Genomic DNA, 18986 nt, shown 5'->3' with positions numbered 1-18986 from the left:
ACGCGAACCGTCCCCGCCATCAGCTCGACAGGAACCGCGCCCGGCCACGACCCCGCGCCACAACCCGAACGCGAACCGTCCCCGCCATCAGCTCGGAAGGGACCGTGCCGGGCGGGCGGCAGGGCCGGTCTCGCGCGCGGGCGGCGGTGTCAGGTGACGCGGGCGCCGTGGACCGGGCCGTGGGCGATGCGGGCTTCGCGGCACACCCCGGCGGCTTCCAGTTCGGCGGCGACGCGTTCGGCGTCGGCGGAACCGGCGGTGAGGAAGACGCACGTCGGGCCGGACCCGGAGACGATGCCGGCGAGCGCGCCGGCCGCCTCGCCGGCCTTGAGGGTGTCGGCCAGGGCGGGGCGCATGGCCAGCGCGGCGTCCTGCAGGTCGTTGCCGAGGGTGGGGGCGAGTACCCGGGGGTCGCGTTGGCGCAGCGCGGCGAGCAGCGCGTCGGTGCTGCCGAGCGGTTCTCCGGCGGTGCCGGCGTCGCGGAGCCGGTCGAGTTCCCGGTATGCCTGCGGCGTGGAGAGACCGCCGTCGGCGATGGCGACGACCCAGTGCCAGGAGGTGGGCCGGGCCAGCACGGGGCTGACCGCCTCGCCCCGGCCGGTGCCGAGCGCGGTGCCGCCGTAGATCAGGAAGGGGACGTCCGAGCCGAGGTCGGCGGCGATGCCGGCCAGTTCGTCGCGGGCCAGGCCGGTGCCCCAGAGGGCGTCGCAGGCGACCAGTGCGGCGGCGGCGTCGGCGCTGCCACCGGCGAGACCGCCGGCGAGCGGGATCTGTTTGCGCAGGTGCAGCCGGGCGTGCGGCATCACACCGGCGTAGCCGGCGAGGGCGTGCGCGGCGCGGATGACCAGGTTGGAGTCGTCCAGGGCGAGTTCACCCGTACCCTCGCCCTCCATGGTGAGGGTGAGGGTGTCGCCCCGCCGCGCGGTCAGCTCGTCGTAGATCGAGATCGCGTGGTAGATGGTGTTCAGCTCGTGGTAGCCGTCGCGTCGCAGCGGGCCGATCCCGAGGTGCAGGTTGATCTTCGCGGGCACCCGTACGCGGACCGGTCCGCCGGCACCACGCCGTTCCTCACCCTCCGGTCGCCATGCCTCGGTCACCGGACGGCGTCCCGTGGACGCACCCGGATGTCGAACGGCTTCTCCACGATCAGCTCCTCGGCGATGTCGGCGACGGCGTACCGGCGTCCGCGTCAGCCTACTGCGCGGCCGGCGGGTGGTTCGGGGCCGACGCGGCGACGGCGGCGAACTGCTCCACGGTGAGTGACTCGCCGCGTGCGCCGGGGTCGACTCCGGCGGCGGTGAGTGCTGCGGCGGCCCGGTCGGCGCCGCCGGCCCAGCCCGCGAGGGCGGCGCGCAGGGTCTTGCGGCGCTGGGCGAAGGCGGCGTCCACCACGGCGAAGACGGCGGCCCTGGACACGTCGGTGCGGGGTGGTTCGCGGCGGGTGAAGGCGACCAGGCCGGAGTCGACGTTGGGTACCGGCCAGAACACGTTCGGGGGCACCTTGCCGGCGGCCCGGGAACGGGCGTACCAGGCGAGCTTGACCGAGGGCACGCCGTACACCTTGGAGCCGGGTCCGGCGACGAGCCGGTCGGCGACCTCCTTCTGCACCATCACCAGGCCGTGCCGGAGGCTGGGCAGTTCGGCGAGCAGGTGCAGCACGACCGGTACGGCGACGTTGTAGGGAAGGTTCGCGACCAGCGCGGTGGGCGCCGGGTCGGCCAGGTCGGCGGCGGTGGTCCGGAGCGCGTCGGCGTGGTGCACGGTGAGTCGGCCGGCGTCCGGGCCGGCGTGCCGGGCGGCGGTGTCCGGCAGCGCGCCGGCCAGCGTCGAGTCGATCTCGACGGCGTGCACGTGGGCGGCGGCGCGGAGCAGGGCCAGAGTGAGCGAGCCGAGCCCGGGGCCGACCTCCAGGGCCACGTCGTCCGGGGTCAGCCCGGCGGTGGTGACGATCCGGCGGACGGTGTTCGGGTCGTGCACGAAGTTCTGGCCGAACTTCTTGGTGGGGGCGACGCCGAGGCGGGCGGCGAGTTCCCGGATCTCCGCCGGGCCGAGCAGGTCTGCGGGCACGGTCAGGACCACGGCCCGAAGGCGCGTTCGCCGGTGGCGGAGATGGCGGCGCAGAGGTCGTCCAGGTCGGCGCCGGTGGTGTCGGCCAGCGCCCGGACGGTCAGCGGGATCAGGTACGAGGCGTTGGGGCGGCCCCGGTGCGGCATCGGGGTCAGGTACGGCGCGTCGGTCTCCACCAGGATCTGGTCGAGCGGGGTGAGCGCGGCGGCCTCCCGTAGTGCCCCGGCGCTGCCGAAGGTGACGGTGCCGGCGAAGCTGAGCAGGTAGCCCCGGCGGACGCACTCGGCGGCGAACTCGGCGTCGCCGGAGAAGCAGTGCAGCACCACGGTCTCCGGTGCGCCCTCGTCGTCGAGGATGCGCAGCACGTCGGCGTGTGCGTCGCGGTCGTGGATGACCAGCGTCTTGGCGTACCGCTTGGCGATGGCGATGTGGGCCCGGAAGCTCTCCTCCTGCGCGGCCCGGCCCTCGTCGCCGGTGCGATAGAAGTCCATGCCCGTCTCGCCGATGCCGCGGACCCGGTCCTCGGCGGCCAGCGTCTCGATCTCGCGCAGCGATGCGTCGAGGTCGCGGCACCGGGGTGCCTCGTTGGGGTGCAGCGCGACGGTGGCGACCACCGCCGGGTACCCGCCCGCCACCTCGGCGCCCCAGCGGGAGGACTCCACGTCGACGCCGACCTGCACCAGCCGGTCCACGCCGACGGCGGCGGCGACGTCGATCGCGGCGGCGACCGGGTCGGCGGCGGCGCTGCCCTGGGGTACGCCGACCTCGTTCACCGTGATGTCCAGGTGGGTGTGGCTGTCCAGTACCGGCCGGGGCAGCGGCTCCGGCGCGGGTGGGAACTCGCCGGCGCGGCGGGAGGCGCGCTGGCGGCGGGACTCGGTGGGCTCGCTCATCAGTCGACAGCATCACACACCGCCCGAGTCCACCCGCCCGCCACCCGTGGTTCACCTCGGCTACGCCGGAGACCCCTACCGTCGCTCCGGTGAGTATCGGGCCGCGAACGGACGACGGCACGGCGCGGCAGCGGACCGGACTGCGGGTGACGTTCGGCGGCGCGGTGTACGCGGCCGACGAGATCGCCCGAGGTGCGGCGTACGAGTTGTTCAGCGCCGACGAGGTGGCCGGTTTCGAGTGGGCGCCCCGGCCGAGTGCGGCGCTGCCGTGGCGGCGGTTCGTGCACGCCAGCGAGGTGACGGCGGTGCACGGGGCGGGTGAGCCGAGCGAGGACCCGGAGTCGCCGCTGCTGGTGCCGCTGCACCGCGAGCACGGCTGGTCGCAGGTGCACCGACTCAGCCAGCAGCCCGACGCGGCGGACGATCCGCTGGTCACGGCGGTGCGCGCCTCGGCGGTGGTGCGTCGGGGCACCCGGATGGTGAAGGTCCTCTCGGCCCGGCAGCTCGCCGGTTTCGTGCGGGGGTGGCTGCCGCACGGCTTCTGCTTCCGGGAACACGACGTGGCGCATCTGCGTACGCCGGCGGCCACCTCGGTACTGCGGACCGACGGCGGGGGCAGCCGGGACGGTGTGGACGTGACGTACGCGGTGCGGTGGCGGGCCGCCGACCCGACCGACTACGACGTGCCGGCCGGCGCGGCGTACCGGGGGCTGGCGGCGTTGGGGTCCCGTGACCGGGTCGGACCGGCGGTGCTGGGCACCGGGTTCACGCCGAGCAGTCATCACCTGATCCCGGAGTTCGTCACCCGGGACTTCGCCGACCTGCCGATGCCGGCGAACGCCACCCTGTTGGCGTATCCGGCGCAGGGGCCGGAGGTGGTGCTCTACGCGTACCAGGCGGAGCAGCGCGGCTGGTTGCGGATGGTGGGGCCGCAGTGGCGGCACCTGCTGGCCGCCGTGCCGGGCCTGTCGCCGGATCAGGAGTACGTGCCGACCGGCGAGGCTCCCCGGTCGACGAGGCTGGTCGGCGCGTACGGCGGCGGGGAGTACGAGGCGGTGGCGGATCTGCCCGGCGGGTTCCGGGTGCTGGCGTTGACCCGGGCCGCCCGGTACCCGGTCGACGGGGTGGGCCGGCGGGTGCGGGTCGCCACCTGGCGCGAGGTGCCGTGTCTGGTGTTGCGGGAGGAGTCGGGGTGGCTGCGGTTGCGGCTGCGCCGCCCGAATCCGGACGCCGTGCTGGTCACCGGGGCACAGTGTCACGAACGGGGTGTCTACGAGACCTGGGCACCGGGTGCCGAGGTGACCGACGACCGTGTGGTGGACCACCCGTACGTCCTCTGATGCCGGACCGGCTCGGGCATATCGGGAGGTCACGCGGGAATGCGTGGGCGACAGCGTTGTCCGAATCGTAGGAGTGGACATGCCCTTCATCACCGTCGGGACGGAGAACTCCGCGCCCATCGACCTGTACTACGAGGACCACGGCTCCGGTCAGCCGATCGTGCTGATCCACGGGTTCCCGTTCAACGGGGCGACCTGGGAGAAGCAGGTCAGCCCCCTGCTCGCGGCCGGTTACCGGGTGATCACGTACGACCGGCGTGGTTTCGGCAACTCGGCCCAACCGGCGTTCGGGTACGACTACGACACCCTGGCCGCCGACCTCGACGTGCTGATGACCGAGCTGGACCTGCGCAACGCGATCCTGGTCGGGCACTCGATGGGCACCGGCGAGGTGACCCGCTACCTGGGTGCGTACGGCTCGGACCGGGTGGACCGGGCGGTGCTGCTGGCGCCGCTGGCGCCGTACCTGCGGCAGGCCCCGGACAACCCGGAGGGTGTCGAGGGGAGCCTCTTCGAGGGCTTCAAGAAGGCCATCATCGAGGACCGGTTCGCGTACCTCACCGACTTCTGCAACGCGTTCTTCAACTACGACGAGAACCGGGGCAAGCTGGTCAGCGAGGAGGCGTACCGGGCGCACTGGGAGATCGGCGCGCGGGCCTCGGCCAAGGCCACGCACGACTGCGTGGACGCCTGGGGCACCGACTTCCGGGCCGACGTGTCGCGGATCGACGTGCCGATCCTGCTCGTGCAGGGTGACAAGGACATGGTCCTGCCGTACCCGAAGACGGGTCAGCGGTTGCAGCCGTTGATCTCGGACAGCCGGCTGGTCACCCTCAAGGGTGCTCCGCACGGTATCCCGTGGACCAACGCCGACCAGGTCAACGACGCGATCATGGAGTTCATCGGGTCGCCGTCGATGGTCCGGGCCTGACCCGGCACCCGGCGCGGCCGTAGCCGCGTCGGTCGACGCGCGGCGGGCGCGATCCCGATGTCGGGGTCGCGCCCGCCGAACGTGTCGTCACCGGTCGTCGGCGTCGCGACGACCTGCGTGGCTGGCCCGGGTCAGCTCTCCAGCCGGGCCAGTTCCTCGTCGACGATGGACGGGTCGAGCTTGCGGAAGACCGGCTTGGGCGCGGCGAGCGCCCGGCCGACCGTGAGCGGCACCGACTCCCAGCGCGTGCCCTGCGTGTAGTCCCCGGTCAGCACCGGGTACCCGGGCCCGCCGTCGAGGTCGTCGACCTCCTCGATCACCGGCATCGGCGCGTGGACGCCGGTGCCGCCGAGCAGCTCGTGCACCTTCTGCGCGGAGTGCGGCAGGAACGGGGTGAGCAGGGTGTTGGCGTCGCTGACCACCTGGAGGGCGACGTGCAGGATCGTGCCCATCCGGGGCTTGTCCGCCTCGTCCTTGAGCTTCCACGGCGCCTGGTCGGAGAGGTACCTGTTGGCCTCGGCGACCACCTTCATGGCCTCGCCGATGGCCTGCTTCTGCCGGTGCCGGGCGATCAGGTCGCCGACCGTGGCGAAGCCGGTGCGGGCCACCGCGAGCAGCGCCTCGTCGGCCTCGGTGAGACCGTCCGGGCCGACCGGCGGGATCGCGCCGAAGTTCTTCGCCGCCATCGACACCGACCGGTTGACCAGGTTGCCCCAGCCGGCGACCAGTTCGTCGTTGTTGCGGCGGAGGAACTCGGCCCAGGTGAAGTCGGTGTCGTTGTTCTCCGGGCCGGCGACCGCGATGAAGTAGCGCAGTGCGTCGGCGTCGTAACGCTCCAGGAAGTCCCGGACGTAGATGACCACCCGGCGGGAGGAGGAGAACTTGCGTCCCTCCATGGTGAGGAACTCGCTGGAGACCACCTCGGTGGGCAGGTGGAGCCGCCCGAGCCGGCCCGGCTCGCCGTCCTTGTCGCCCTCGCCGGAGTAGCCGGCCAGCAGCGCGGGCCAGATCACCGAGTGGAAGACGATGTTGTCCTTGCCCATGAAGTAGTAGGACTCGGCGTCCCCGTCGACGCCGCCCTCGGCGTCCTTCTGGTTCCAGTACCTTAGCCACGCCTCGGGGTCGCCGGAGCGGCGGGCCCACTCCACGGAGGCGGAGAGGTATCCGATCACGGCGTCGAACCAGACGTAGATCCGCTTGTCGGTGCGGTCGCGCCAGCCGTCGAGCGGGATCGGTACGCCCCATTCCAGGTCCCTCGTGATGGCCCGGGGCTGGAGGTCGTCCAGCAGGTTGCGGGAGAACCGCAGCACGTTGGGCCGCCAGCCCTCCCGGGTGTCCAACCACTGTCGCAGCACGTCGGCGAGGGCGGGCAGGTCGAGGAAGAAGTGCTCGGTCTCGACGAACTTCGGCGTCTCGCCGTTGATCTTCGACTTGGGGTCGATCAGGTCGATCGGGTCGAGCTGGTTGCCGCAGTTGTCGCACTGGTCGCCGCGGGCGCTGTCGTAGCCGCAGATCGGGCAGGTGCCCTCGATGTAACGGTCGGGCAGGGTCCGGCCGGTCGACGGGGAGATGGCGCCCATGGTGGTCTTCGGCACGATGTACCCGTTGCGGTACATCCCCTCGAACAACTCCTGCACCACCGCGTAGTGGTTCCGCGTGGTGGTGCGGGTGAACAGGTCGTAGGAGAGGCCCAGTCCGTGCAGGTCCTCCACGATCACCCGGTTGTACCGGTCGGCCAGCTCGCGCGGGGTGAGCCCCTCGGCGTCGGCCTGCACCTGGATCGGGGTGCCGTGCTCGTCGGTGCCCGAGACCATGAGCACGTCGTGGCCGGCCATCCGCATGTACCGGGCGAAGACGTCGGAGGGAACGCCGAAACCGGAGACGTGGCCGATGTGGCGCGGGCCGTTGGCGTACGGCCAGGCGACCGCCGCGAGAACGTGACTCATGCCCAGCAAGCGTAGTGACCCGCCTGGGGCCGCTGCGAACCAATAGGGCCGCCCGCTCGATAATCCGGCCATTCCGGGCGAACGGCTGGTCCGATTTGTCGCCGACACGCTGTCTGAGCTGCGCGTCCCAACACCCACGCCGGTGTCCAATGAACCGCGTGACTGGCAGCCGCGCCGCCCGCGACCACGAGGACGGCCTCCCCACCGAGACCTGGCCGGACCCGGCCACGCCGACGCGTACCCACGCCGTGGCCCCGCACCCCCGGACGGTGGCGCCCGACGGGGTGGCCCCGGCCGGCTCCAACCTCGGCGACGCGGCGGCAACGCCGGAGCAGGGTGTGGCGGTCGAGCACGGTGTGGCGGTCGAGCAGGGTGTGGCGGTGGAGCCGACCACCGGCGCACCGGTCGACGCGCTGCCGCACCGGGTGCCGGTGCGCACGGCACGGCATCTCGGCGCGGCCCCGTACGCCGATCCGGCCGACGCCGACGAGGACACGTTCTGGGCGCCGATCGAGGAGGTGCACTGGGACGGCACGCCGGTACGGCAGGATCCGCCGGGCGAGCGCGGGGCCTGGTGGCGTCGGCTCCGGCCGGTACGCCGCCGGGAGCGGAGCAGTCATCCGCCGGACCCGCTGCCGGGGATGGCCGCGCTCGTCGGGCTGAGCCTGGTGGCGGCGTTCTTCGCCTGGGTCAGCGCCGGTCCGCTCCTGCTCGCCGTCGGGCACGGCACCTCGGGGACCGCGGTGGTGACGGCGTGCACCGGTGACGGGTTGACCCAGCGCTGCCGGGGGATCTTCACCGCCGTCGGCGGGCAGTTCCGCACCCACGGCGTACGGATCAGCGGGGTGCCGGAGCAGCGGACGACCACCGGGTCGGCGCTACCCGCCCGGGTGACCGGGCCGGACGCCGCCGTCGCGTACGCCGATCACGGCGTCGGTGCCCACCTGCGCTGGCTGCTCGGCCTGCTGGGGGTGCTCGGCTGCGCGGCCGGGATCGCCCGGTGGACCGGCGCGACCCGGCTGCCCGATCCACGGGGCCGTCGCTGGGCGGTCACCGCCGCCTTCGTCGGCCCGCTGGTGACCACGCTCGGCTTCCTCGTCGCCGCCTGGTAGGTGCAAGGAAGGGACCCTTCCTATACACGAGGCGTTAGTAGGGGGCCCTTCCTTACACCTGGTGCACGACGGCATAGACGTCGCGACGACGCAGTCCGAAGGCGGTCGCCACCTCGGTGATCGCGTCCCGGCGGCTCTGGCCGGTGGCTTCGCGCTCGGCGACCGCGGCGCGCAGGGCGTCGTCGTCCGGCCGGGTCGGCGGCGTGGCCGGCGCCCCGGCCACCACGAGGGTGATCTCGCCGCGCGGATCACCGTCGGCGGCCCATCGGGCGAGGTCACCGAGCGGGCGGCGGAGCACCTCCTCGTACGTCTTGGTCAGCTCGCGGCAGAGCGCGGCGGGTCGGTCGGCGCCGAACGCGTCGGCCAGGTCGGTCAGCGCTGCGGTGATCCGGTGCGGGGACTCGAACAGGACCAGGGTCCGCTCCTCCGTCGCCAGCGCCCGCAGCCGGGACCGGCGGGCTCCGGGCGTACGCGGCAGGAAGCCCTCGAAGCAGAACCGGTCGCAGGGCAGCCCGGACAGCGCCAGGGCGGTGGTGACGGCGCTCGGTCCGGGGGCGGCGGTGACCGGGATCCCGGCGTCCAGGGCGGCGCGGACCAGCCGGTAGCCGGGGTCGGAGACGCTCGGCATGCCGCCGTCGGTGACCAGCGCGACGAGGTACCCGGCGGTGAGCACGTCGACCAGTTCGGGGGTACGGCGCTCCTCGTTGCCCTCGAAGTAGGAGACGATCCGGCCCGGGATGCTCACGTCCAGGTCGCGGGCCAGTCGACTGAGCCGCCGGGTGTCCTCGGCGGCGACCACGTCGGCGGTGCCGAGCACGTCTCGCAGTCGGCTGGAGGCGTCGGCGGGGTTGCCGAGCGGCGCGCCGAGGAGGACCAGGCGGCCAGTTTCGGACATTTCACCCACGAGTAGGCACTCCTTCATCGACGGTCGTACCGGATTCGGAGACGATGTACGCCAGCGGCCCCCTCCGCAGCCTACGATCGCCGGGTGACGAGTGCGTCGACAGCACAGAGCGCGAACGCGGACCAGCCGGGGCCGGAGCAGCCGGCCGCCTCGACCGGTGACACGGGCGGCGGTGGCGTACCGGCGGCGATCCGCCGTCGGCTGGCCACCGTCGAGGCCCGCGTGGACCGTAGATCGTGGTGGGCCACCGCCGTGGTGGTGGCGATCGCGGCGGTGTTGCGCTTCGCCAACCTCAGCCATCCGCCCGGCAAGATCTTCGACGAGGTCTACTACGCCCGGGACGCCTGGGGGCTGATCGACAAGGGCGTCGAGTGGAACTACAAGGACGGTGGACCGTCGTACGTGGTCCATCCGCCGCTGGGCAAGTGGTTGATCGGTCTCGGTGAGTGGGCCTTCGGCTACGCCGACGCCGAACACGGCATCTCGGTGCCCGGCGCGCTGACGACCACCTCGCCGGAGTTCGGCTGGCGCTTCTCGGCGGCCCTGTTCGGCACGCTCTCGGTGCTGCTGCTGATCCGCATCGGCCGCCGGATGTTCCACTCCACCGTGCTCGGTTGCGCCGCCGGCCTGCTGCTCGCGCTCGACGGCTTCCACCTGGTGCTGTCCCGCACCGCCCTGCTCGACCTCTTCCTGCTCTTCTTCGTGCTGGCCGCCTTCGGCGCGCTGGTGCTGGACCGGGACGCGCAACGTCGACGCTGGGCCCGGGCCCTGGAGGCGGGCCTGGACCCGACCGCCCGGGGCCGCGCCGGCCGCCCGCCCGGCGGCTGGCGGAACTGGCCCTGGTGGCGGCTCGCCGCCGGGGTGCTGCTCGGCTGCGCCTTCGCGGTCAAGTGGAGCGCGCTGTTCTTCGTGCCCGCGTTCGCGCTGCTGATGTTCCTCTGGGACGTCGGCGTCCGCCGCTCGGCGGGCGTGCCCCGACCGTGGCGGGCCACCATGCTCGACGGGGTGCCGTGGATGGCGCTCGCCGGCCTGCTGCTGGCGGTCACCTACGTGGCGTCCTGGTCGGGTTGGCTGCGCAGCCAGGAGGGCTACTACCGGGTCGCCGAGCGCTACCCCGACGCCGGGCTCAGCGACACGCCGGTGATCGGAGCGCTGTGGAACCTGATCCAGTACCACCAGGCCGCGCTCGGCTTCCACGGCCAACTCGACGACCCGCACAAATACCAGTCGTGGCCCTGGCAATGGCTGCTGCTGGGCCGACCGGTCGCCTTCCACTGGACCAGCGACAGCCCCTGCGGCGCGGCGAGCTGTGCCGAGGAGATCCTCCTGCTCGGCACCCCGCTGCTCTGGTGGTCGTTCCTGCCCGCGCTGGTGGCGCTGGTCTGGCTCGGCCTGGCCCGCCGGGACTGGCGGGCCGGCGCGATCCTGCTCAGCGTGGCCGCCGGCCTGCTGCCCTGGTTCTGGTTCGCCCTGGACGGCCGGACGATGTTCTCCTTCTACACCGCGCCCGCGCTGCCCTTCCTCGTGCTGGCGGTGGTCTACGTACTCGGGGCGATAGCGTCGCCGGCCGGGCCGAGCGGCACCCGGCCCGTGGCCGACGACGAGGCGACCCGGGACCGCCGCCTGGTGGGTGGGGTGATCGTGGGCGCGTACATGGTGCTCGTCGTCCTCTGCTTCGCGTACTTCTATCCGATCTTCGTCGGGCAGTCGCTGCCGTACGCGGAGTGGTCGGCACGGATGTGGTTGGACGGTCGCTGGATCTGACACCGACGGCGAAGGGCCCGCACGCCGTGGCGTACGGGCCCTTTCACGTCTGTCCCGACGATCAGTCCGGACAAAAGGACGCGCCCCGATCGCCTGCCACGGGGGAAGCGGGCGATTGGGGCGCGCATCTGCAGCTTAACCACCCATGACCAGCGGCACAACGGGGCGGCGCGGGTCAGATTTCCGACCGGGGCCCGTCACGGGGACGATCCGTGGCGGACGGCACCCTCGGGCGACGCCGGACGAGCGCCGCGCCGAACCGGAAGTCGCCTCACATTTCAGCTGGCCAGTGGCGTGCCCGGTCCGGGCGGCGTGGTGGCCGGGGTCACGTCGTCGGTGGGCTCGCCGGGTGCCTCGGGCGACGGGGCAGCCAGCCGAGGAACCGGTCCTGCAACGAGGTCGATCCGGGTGCGTGCAGGTCCTCGACGGCGGCGGCCAGGCACGCGCCCAGATAGACGCTGAGCATCGGCCGGTCCGTCCCGTACTCGATCAGCAACTGGGCACGCTTCGGCTCGCAGGGCCAGTCCGCGCCGCAGGTGCCGCAGGTCCAGTCGGGAGTCACCGGGGCGTGTTCGGCCACCCGTTGCGACGGCACCTCACCACCGGTCTCGGTCACCGCACTCCCCGAGCGATCCGCCACACCTGTCATCGCGCTCCCTTCCGCCTCCACACAGGACCGCGGGCTGGCACCCGCCGCCGCGTCACACGCACCGTGCGCCCCAACAGCGCCCGGCATCGGCACGGCGTTACGTCGTTGCGGTACGTTGACCAACCATGACCGCCGCGACACACCGTACGCGCCACCTTCACGCAGAGCACTCGCCGCCGGTCGACGGTACCGGGGCGGCCCGCCGAACGCACCACCCGGTGATCGCGCGTGCGTGACCTGTTGCCTCCCGAGGTGGCGGTGGCGGTGGCCCGGGCGCAGGACTGGTCCGGGCAGCTCTACGCCGAGGAGGCGGCCGGTCTCGGGGAACGCGCCGTGGACAGCCGGCGTCGTGACTTCACTGCGGGCCGGGTCTGCGCCCGACGGGCCATGGCGGAGCTGGGCCTGCCGCCGGTCGCGGTACCCGCCGCCGAGGACCGCGCGCCGGTCTGGCCGGCGGGCACGGTCGGCAGCATCACCCACACCCGGGGCTACTGCGCGGCGGCGGTCGCGCGACGCAGCCAGGTGCGCGGGGTCGGCATGGACGCCGAGCAGCACAAGGAACTGAGCCCGGGCGTACGCCGACTGATCTGCCTGCCCGAGGAGGAGGACCGGTACGCGCGCCTGCCCTCCGGCGTCTCTTGGCCGACGGTGGCGTTCAGCGCCAAGGAGACGGTCTACAAGCTGTGGCACCCGATCGTCGGCACCTGGCTGGACTTCCACGACGCGGTGGTGGAAATCGACCCGGAGACCGGGACCTTCACGGCGCGCATCGCACCGGCGCGGGTCGACGCGGCCCCGGTCGACCGCCCACCGACCCGGGTGACCGGCCGGTACGCGGTCGACGCGGAACTGGTCCGCACCGCCGCCGTACTCCTGCCGCAGTGAGCCCGCCACGCCCCCGTCGCCGGTACGCGCCTGAGCGTCACCACTCCTGACCGGGCCGTACGGCCCCTGGTCCTCCTCCGCTCGGACCCCTACCGGTGGCCGCTCGGTGTTGCCCGCCCGAGGTAGCGTCAGGCGGTTCGCGTTCGACGTCAGGTGCCCGAGGAGTACGGTGAGCGACCCCCAGCCCCCATCCGGGCCGCAGGACCCCTACCAGCCGCCGCAGCCGCCCAGCGATCCGTGGGCGCCCCTGCCGCCGGTCGGGCAGCCGAACGACGCGCAGCCCGACGGCACGTGGTCCGCCCTGCCCGACGACCACGGCAGCGCCTGGGCCGCCCCGCAGCCACCGCCCGCCCCACCGGTCTCGGGCGCGCCCCAGCCGCCGGTCTCCGGCGCCCCTCAGTACCCGGTCTCCGGTTCTCCCCAGTACCCGTCCGCAGGCTCCCCCCAGCAGCCGGTCTCCGGGTCGCCGCACTACCCGGCCCCGGGTGCCCCCCAGCCGCCCGCCTCGGGATCGCCGTACGCGCCACACCAGGCCGCCGCTGGCGGGTACCCGCAGCACGACCCGTACCAGGCCGGCGCCGGGTACCCGCAGGCCGGTGCCGCGTACCCGTCGCACGACCCCTACCAGCCGCCCGGCGCCTACCAGCAGCCCGGACCGTACGCGTCGGGTGGCTACCAGCAGGGCGGCTATCCGCCCGGCGGCACCGGCTATCCGCCGGCGGCGCCCGGCTACCCGTTGGGGCCACCACAGCCCAGTGGCGGTTCCGGCAACAAGACCGCGCTGATCGTGGTGGCCGTGATCGCCGCGCTGGCGCTGCTCTGCTGCGGCGGCGGCGTCATCGCGCTGCTCAACGGGTCGGGTGACGACCGGGAGACCGGCGCGCGGCCCATACCGTCGGCCGGCTCGCCGACACCGGAGCCGTCGCCGAGCGCCGCGCCGACCGAGGCCGCGCCACCGCCGCCGCCACCGCCCACCAACTCGCCGCCCAGCGGCGAGACGTACAACCTGAGCATCGGCACCACCCTCGTGGTGAACGACAACAACGGCACCGTCGAGATCACCGTGACCCGGGTGCGGACCGTGAACGAGGGCTGCCGGTCGTTCGCGCCCGAGCCGCGGAAGGGCCGCTACCTGATCGCCGACGTGACGGCCACGGTGACCAAGGGCACCGGTTCCATCAACCCGATCTACTTCGAGTGGGTGGCCGCCGACGGGACCTCGATCAACGGCCTGGCCGGGATCCTGGCCGGCTGCGGTGAGTCCCTCGGTTCCGGCAACAACCTGCCCGAAGGCACCAAGCGGACCGGCACCGTCGTCTTCGACGTCGCCGACACCAACGGCGTGGTGGAGTACAAGCCGCTGTTCCGCTCCGCCGGCTCCTGGCGGCCGTAGCGCATACCGGTGGTACGTCGGGCGAGCCGCGCGAGTCGGCCGGCTCGCCCGACGACCGGAGTGATCGTCCTGAGTGGACATCGCTACACTCCGCCCGGTGATCAACAAGAGATGGTCGTCAGCCGCCCTGTTGGGGCTGCTGGCGGCGACCACACTGGCCGGCCCCGCGTCGGCCCGGGCCGACGACGACCAGGCAGAACCCGTCGCCGAACCGCCTCGCGTCCAGCTCGTGCTGGACGTGAGCGGCTCGATGCGGGCCACCGACATCGAGGGACGCAGCCGCATCTCGGTGGCGCAGCAGGCGTTCGGCGAGGTGGTGGACGCCCTGCCCGACGAGACCCAACTCGGCATCCGGGTGCTCGGCGCCACCTACAAGGGGCAGGACAAGCAGCAGGGCTGCCGGGACACACAGCAGATCGTGCCGGTCGGCCCGGTGGACCGGGCGAAGGCCAAGGCCGCGGTGGCGACACTGCGCCCGACCGGCTTCACCCCGGTCGGGCTCGCCCTGCGGGAGGCCGCGAAGGACCTCGGCACCGGCACCACCGCCCGGCGGATCGTGCTGATCACCGACGGGGAGGACACCTGCGCCCCGCCGGACCCCTGCCAGGTGGCCCGGGAACTGGCCGCCCAGGGCACCACGCTGGTGGTGGACACCCTCGGCCTGGCACCCGACGAGAAGGTCCGCAAGCAGCTTCTCTGCATCGCCGCCGCCACGGGTGGCACGTACACGGCCGCGAACAGCGCCGACGACCTCACTGACCGGCTCAAGCAACTCGTCGACCGGGCCCGTGACACGTACGCCACCACGCCGGCCAAGGTCGACGGGACCGACGTCTGCGACGGCGCGCCACTGCTCTCCCCCGGCGTCTACACCGACCGGGAGACCTTCTCCGAGCATCGCTGGTACCGGGTGCCGGTCCGCCCGGGACAGGAACTGCGGGCCTCGGTCAGCATCGCGCTCGACCGCCCGATCAACCCGGACCACGGCGTCCTGCTGCGGGCCACCGCGACCGACGGCCGGGAACTGGTCCGGGGTGTGGACGCCGGCAGCGGACGCACCGACGTCGTCTCGGCCGGCCTGCGCTGGTCGGCCACCGAGGACGGCGACGACGCCGAGCGCGACGAGGACGCCACCCCCAGCCCGACGGCGAGCGCCACCCCGGCCGTGACCACCGTCTGTCTGGTCGTCAGCAACATGTTCTCGCCCCAGGCGGGCACCGCCAAGGACCCCGGCATGCCGGTCGAACTGACCGTCGACGTGGTCGCCGCCTCCCCTGCCCCGGACGGGCCGGACCTGGGTCGCGGCTGGGTGCTGCTGCTCCTGCTGACCCTGGCCGGTCTGCTCACCGGGCTCGTCACCGGCCTGCTCACCCGCTGGTGGGTCGCCACCTGGAGGGAGAACTGATGCGTACCCGATCGGCAACCGTGGCCACGCTGCTGGCCGCCGGCATCGCGCTGGCCCCGGGTGCGGCGCTGGCCGCACCCACCCCCACCCCGTCGCCCGGTGCCGCCACCGTGACCAAGGCCGGCACCACGTTCCTCAGCGCCACCCCGATCGCGGCGGGCCAACCGGTCCGGGTGGGTGCCTCCACCGGTGAGTACCTCTACTGGTCGTTCCCGGCGGCGGCGGGCGAGACCCACGAGATCACCGCGACGGTCTCCCTCGCCGAGCAGCGCACCGGCACGTCGACGTGGACCGTCGAGGTCTTCGACGGTCTGCGCCGCCGCCAGGCGTGTACGGCCGGCGCGCAGACCCCGACCGCCGACTCCTCGGTGCGTACCGTGGCCATCGGCTGCACCCTGCGGCGCGTCCGGCCCTGGGCGGAGCCGTGGTCCGCGGACCCGCTGCCCGGCACGTACTACGTGCGCCTGTCGGTGGTCGACGTGCCCGAGCCCGACCTGGGTCGTCCGATCGACGTGGACCTGCTGATCTCCGCCAGCGGGGACGCCGGCAGCGCCCCGGAGGACGGCCGGCTGGAAGCCCCGCTGGTGGCACCGACCAACGCCGGTGCCGTGCTGGCCACGGAGCCGACGGTCGCACCGGTCGACGAGGACGACGACGGCTGGAACATCGACCTCACCGGGTGGCTGCCCGAGGCCGGATCCCGCTGGATCTGGACCACCGCCGGTGGTGTCCTCGCCGCGGTGGCCGGCGTGGTCGGTTTCGCCCTGACCCGCCGCCCGTCCGCCCGGCGGGTCCGCGCCTAGCACCACCTGACCGCCGAAGATCTTGGTTCGAGACGGCACCGGAAAGGGCCGTCTCGAACCAAGATCGCTTTCAGGGCCTGATCTGGTGGGTGATCGTCGGGTCGGTGATCTCCGAGTCCTCGGCCAGCAGCATCGCCTTACTGAGGATGACCGCGAGCATGCCGTCCCCCTCGAACGGCAGGAAGTGCCGCTCCCCCGGGTTGGTGGCGCCACGGGCCGGCACGATGCAGAGGTACTCGTCGTTCGGGCTCATCAGGATGTTGCCCGAGCCGAGGTGGATGCGGTAGGTCCGCAGGTCACCCTGGACCACCAGGAACCGGCCGTCGACGTGGGCGCGCTGCCCCACCGCCAACCGGGGCAACAGCCGGATCAGCAGGTCGCGCCGGGTCTCGGCGGTCGCGGACAGCTCCCCGAAGCTGTACGACGTCCAGTAGTCCCGGAACCGGCCCTGCGGTCCGCCGTCCGACCAGGTCGGGTCGTTGCCGACACTGGACACCCCGACGAACAGGTCGACGTCCCGCATGACCTCGCTGAACACCAGCGGGGGAACCTGGTCCAGCGGCAGCGCGTCGGCCGGTCTGCCGTTCGTCCAGGCGCCCGTGGAGTAGCCGCCACCGGAGGCGTGTGTCCAGTTCTGCGCGGCGGCGATCGGATAGAAGCGCACCTGGTCGGTGACGAGCCGCAGGTACGACCCGCTCTCGGTGCAGTCGGCCTCGTAGTCGTCGCCGGCACCCTCCACCCAGTACTCGGCACGCAGGCCCCAGCCGGGCAGCTCACGGCTGGTCGGCGGGTAGGTGTCGTCGACCATCAGCCGCAGCCGGTCGGACCAGCCCCGGACCGCCGCCAACGCGTGATATTGATGTTGGCGCAGGATGTGGCCGGCGAACCGGTTGGAGTAGGTGCCGGTCGTCTCCTCGGCCGGGGTGAGCAGGTACACCTCGCGGTGGGCCTGCTTGAACGGCTGGACCACCTCGTGCCGTTCCAGCCACTCGCGCCAACCCACCACCTCCGGCACCGGTCGACCGATCGGGTGCCAGATCCGCACCTCGGCGTCGTCCGCGGCGGTGACCGGGGTGTCGTCCAGGGTGCGCAGTTCACCGTCGGCCCAGCCGCAGGGCACCCCGTCGACCAGCCAGAGCAGCCGGCGGGCCAGCGCGCCGACCAGCGGATGGTCGAGGTAGCGCTGCCGCCAGACGGTCAGTGTCCAGACGCGCTGGGCCAGGAACAGCCGGTCCAGCCGGGCCGCCTGGGCGGCGAGCATCCCGGTGATCTCCTTGGCCAGGCCCTTCAACTCGGCGAGTTCCGTGGCGTGGTCACGGCGTACCGCCGCCGGTGGACTCTTCACCTGCCGACCGGACTCGGCGAACCAGGCCAGGGTGGTGCCGGTGGAACCGATCAGCAGCTCGGCCCGGCAGCCGCCGAGGGCCACCCGGTGCCGACCCACCTCGGTCAGGCCGTAGTCCGGGACGGCCAGCTCCTCGATCTCGTCCCGCCCGATGCCCATCGCCGTGGCGCGGGCGTCGAGCGCCTTGTCGATCTCGTTGCGGGTGCCCTTGTAGGTGACCCGGGCCGACAGCCGGGCGAGTTGCGCCAGCGCCGCCTCGCCGTCGACCCGACCGAGCACCCCGACCGCCGCGTTGGCCACCTTCGGGCAGGCCGGCCCGATCCCGGGCAGCCGCCGCAGCATCGTCTCGACCAGGCCGCCGACGCGGCGTACCTGCTCGGGGGTCGGTGCGGACCGCTCGACCAGCCAGAGCAGGCCGCGCAGCACGTCCGCGTTGGCCGGGGCGGGCGGCGACTGCGGGGTACGGGAGGCGGCGGCCAGCCACCGGTCCAGCACCCGCGTCACCTCGGCCGGGTCGACCTCGGCGAGCAGCCGGGACGCCTCGGTCGACCAGCCGACCGTCGGACGGGCCGCGACCGCGGTGCTGGCATGGGCCACCAGCCGCTGCCAGGCCGGACCGAGGGTGGTCAGCTCGCGGCTGATCTGCTCGGCCCACGGGTCGCCCGGGTCGAGCTGTGGGCCGACCAGCTCGACCACCAACTGCCGCAGACGCTGGCTCTCCCCGGACCGTTCGGCAAGCACCTTGAGCAGGTCGGCCGGGAGCGGACCGGTCACGGCCACCCCTCGGGCCACGATCTCCAGCGTGCCGGGCGTGAGCGCACGCCAGCCCCGGACCGCGTACCTGGTCAGGTCCTTGAGCTGCTCCGGGGTCAGCTCGGTGGGGAGCCGCCGGCAGACCTGGTTGATCATTTCGCGGGCGGTCCAGTTCTGGCGGCGGCTGGCGAGCGCGATGACGACCATGGCGTGCACCAGTCGGGCCACGTCCGGGCGGGACAGTGGACGCAGCGCGTCGCGTACCGCCGGGCCGTCACAGCAGTGCCGGGCGTGGGTGTAGAGGTGGCTGGCAAGCTCGGTGAGGTCGTCGGCGGCGATCAGGTCGCGGACCCGCGCGGCGAACCAGGCGGTGTCGGTGGCGGTGGTCATCAGCCACCCACCAGCGGGACGAGCTTGAGGAAGGTGACCTCGGTGTCGCGGCGCAGGTCGACCTCGTCGTCGAGCTCGGTGACCTGACGGTCGTCGACCAGCACCACGAAACCGTTGCGTCCGAACGCCTCCTCGGCAAGCGCGACCTGCCGCTCGGCATCGACCCGGCGGCGCGCACGCTCGGCCGGGTCACCGTTGAGGGCCTGCTCCGTCGCGTGGGGCGCGACGAGCAACCGGCGCGGCTGCGGGGCGGCGGCGTTGTACTCGGCCACCTCCTGGTGGATCCGCCGCCGGATCAGCTCCCGCAGCGTCAGCCGCTCCTCGAAGATCTGCAGCGCCCACGCGGGCGTACGAGCACCGGCCGTGCTCTCGTCTACGAATGTCACCGTCGCCATGCCGCGGGAGT

Annotated in this window: 16 protein-coding genes; 8 read left to right on the top strand and 8 right to left on the bottom strand. The window is 73.1% G+C overall.

The features are described from left to right. Positions 1 to 149: 149 nt before the first annotated feature. The 3 genes from ACWDVW_RS06520 to ACWDVW_RS06510 all read right to left on the bottom strand — a co-directional run bounded on the left by ACWDVW_RS06520 (position 150) and on the right by ACWDVW_RS06510 (position 2960). The gene (locus tag ACWDVW_RS06520) at positions 150 to 1097 is read right to left on the bottom strand and encodes a 4-(cytidine 5'-diphospho)-2-C-methyl-D-erythritol kinase (RefSeq protein ID WP_449945526.1); all 948 of its coding nucleotides are present in this window, start codon (positions 1095 to 1097) and stop codon (positions 150 to 152) included. A gap of 97 nt (positions 1098 to 1194) precedes the next feature. Continuing rightward, on the bottom strand, positions 1195 to 2067 hold the full coding sequence (gene rsmA / locus ACWDVW_RS06515; RefSeq protein ID WP_449945597.1) for a 16S rRNA (adenine(1518)-N(6)/adenine(1519)-N(6))-dimethyltransferase RsmA: 873 nt from the start codon (positions 2065 to 2067) through the stop codon (positions 1195 to 1197). Between the two features lie 2 nt (positions 2068 to 2069). Then, positions 2070 to 2960 carry a TatD family hydrolase gene (locus ACWDVW_RS06510; RefSeq protein ID WP_449945525.1) on the bottom strand — a complete coding sequence of 297 codons (891 nt, stop codon included), beginning with the start codon at positions 2958 to 2960 and terminating at the stop codon, positions 2070 to 2072. A gap of 89 nt (positions 2961 to 3049) precedes the next feature. Between ACWDVW_RS06510 and ACWDVW_RS06505 the strand changes: the two genes are divergently transcribed. Further along, positions 3050 to 4300 carry a hypothetical protein gene (locus tag ACWDVW_RS06505; protein WP_449945524.1) on the top strand — a complete coding sequence of 417 codons (1251 nt, stop codon included), beginning with the start codon at positions 3050 to 3052 and terminating at the stop codon, positions 4298 to 4300. Between the two features lie 79 nt (positions 4301 to 4379). Beyond that, a complete protein-coding gene (locus tag ACWDVW_RS06500; protein ID WP_449945522.1) occupies positions 4380 to 5231 on the top strand; it encodes an alpha/beta fold hydrolase in 852 nt (283 codons plus the stop codon). Between the two features lie 131 nt (positions 5232 to 5362). Here ACWDVW_RS06500 and metG read toward each other — a convergent pair whose 3' ends face one another. Next, entirely contained in the window at positions 5363 to 7177 is a 1815-nt protein-coding gene (gene metG, locus ACWDVW_RS06495; protein WP_449945520.1) for a methionine--tRNA ligase, read from the bottom strand. A 149-nt stretch (positions 7178 to 7326) separates the two neighbouring features. On the opposite strand from metG, the gene ACWDVW_RS06490 reads away from it, so the two are divergent. Next, the gene (locus ACWDVW_RS06490; protein WP_449945518.1) at positions 7327 to 8289 is read left to right on the top strand and encodes a hypothetical protein; all 963 of its coding nucleotides are present in this window, start codon (positions 7327 to 7329) and stop codon (positions 8287 to 8289) included. Positions 8290 to 8341: 52 nt separating this feature from the next. On the opposite strand, the gene rsmI is transcribed toward ACWDVW_RS06490, so the two are convergent. Next, the gene (gene rsmI / locus ACWDVW_RS06485; protein ID WP_449945516.1) at positions 8342 to 9211 is read right to left on the bottom strand and encodes a 16S rRNA (cytidine(1402)-2'-O)-methyltransferase; all 870 of its coding nucleotides are present in this window, start codon (positions 9209 to 9211) and stop codon (positions 8342 to 8344) included. A gap of 66 nt (positions 9212 to 9277) precedes the next feature. On the opposite strand from rsmI, the gene ACWDVW_RS06480 reads away from it, so the two are divergent. Further along, positions 9278 to 10957 carry a dolichyl-phosphate-mannose--protein mannosyltransferase gene (locus ACWDVW_RS06480; protein ID WP_449945514.1) on the top strand — a complete coding sequence of 560 codons (1680 nt, stop codon included), beginning with the start codon at positions 9278 to 9280 and terminating at the stop codon, positions 10955 to 10957. Between the two features lie 325 nt (positions 10958 to 11282). On the opposite strand, the gene ACWDVW_RS06475 is transcribed toward ACWDVW_RS06480, so the two are convergent. Beyond that, the gene (locus ACWDVW_RS06475) at positions 11283 to 11573 is read right to left on the bottom strand and encodes a hypothetical protein (RefSeq protein WP_396740803.1); all 291 of its coding nucleotides are present in this window, start codon (positions 11571 to 11573) and stop codon (positions 11283 to 11285) included. 261 nt (positions 11574 to 11834) lie between these two features. On the opposite strand from ACWDVW_RS06475, the gene ACWDVW_RS06470 reads away from it, so the two are divergent. From ACWDVW_RS06470 to ACWDVW_RS06455, 4 genes are all read left to right on the top strand, one after another. Continuing rightward, on the top strand, positions 11835 to 12491 hold the full coding sequence (locus ACWDVW_RS06470) for a 4'-phosphopantetheinyl transferase family protein (protein ID WP_449945513.1): 657 nt from the start codon (positions 11835 to 11837) through the stop codon (positions 12489 to 12491). A gap of 169 nt (positions 12492 to 12660) precedes the next feature. Then, positions 12661 to 13884, top strand: a complete 1224-nt coding sequence (locus ACWDVW_RS06465; RefSeq protein ID WP_449945512.1) for a hypothetical protein — start codon at positions 12661 to 12663, stop codon at positions 13882 to 13884. Positions 13885 to 13981: 97 nt separating this feature from the next. After that, a complete protein-coding gene (locus tag ACWDVW_RS06460; protein WP_449945511.1) occupies positions 13982 to 15289 on the top strand; it encodes a VWA domain-containing protein in 1308 nt (435 codons plus the stop codon). After that, positions 15289 to 16092, top strand: coding sequence for a peptidase (locus ACWDVW_RS06455; RefSeq protein ID WP_449945509.1), 804 nt, complete (start codon positions 15289 to 15291; stop codon positions 16090 to 16092). Before ACWDVW_RS06460 ends, ACWDVW_RS06455 begins: the two co-directional genes overlap by 1 nt. A 70-nt stretch (positions 16093 to 16162) precedes the next feature. Here ACWDVW_RS06455 and ACWDVW_RS06450 read toward each other — a convergent pair whose 3' ends face one another. Both ACWDVW_RS06450 and ACWDVW_RS06445 read right to left on the bottom strand, forming a co-directional pair. Beyond that, a complete protein-coding gene (locus tag ACWDVW_RS06450; protein WP_449945507.1) occupies positions 16163 to 18580 on the bottom strand; it encodes a DUF4132 domain-containing protein in 2418 nt (805 codons plus the stop codon). After that, a complete protein-coding gene (locus ACWDVW_RS06445; RefSeq protein WP_449945505.1) occupies positions 18580 to 18975 on the bottom strand; it encodes a hypothetical protein in 396 nt (131 codons plus the stop codon). The genes ACWDVW_RS06450 and ACWDVW_RS06445 overlap by 1 nt, the downstream gene beginning before the upstream one ends. Positions 18976 to 18986: the final 11 nt, after the last annotated feature.

This window comes from Micromonospora sp. NPDC003241 (genome assembly GCF_053589795.1).
Note: the sequence above shows the minus strand (reverse complement) of the source record. Positions and strands in the feature narration are given on the sequence as shown.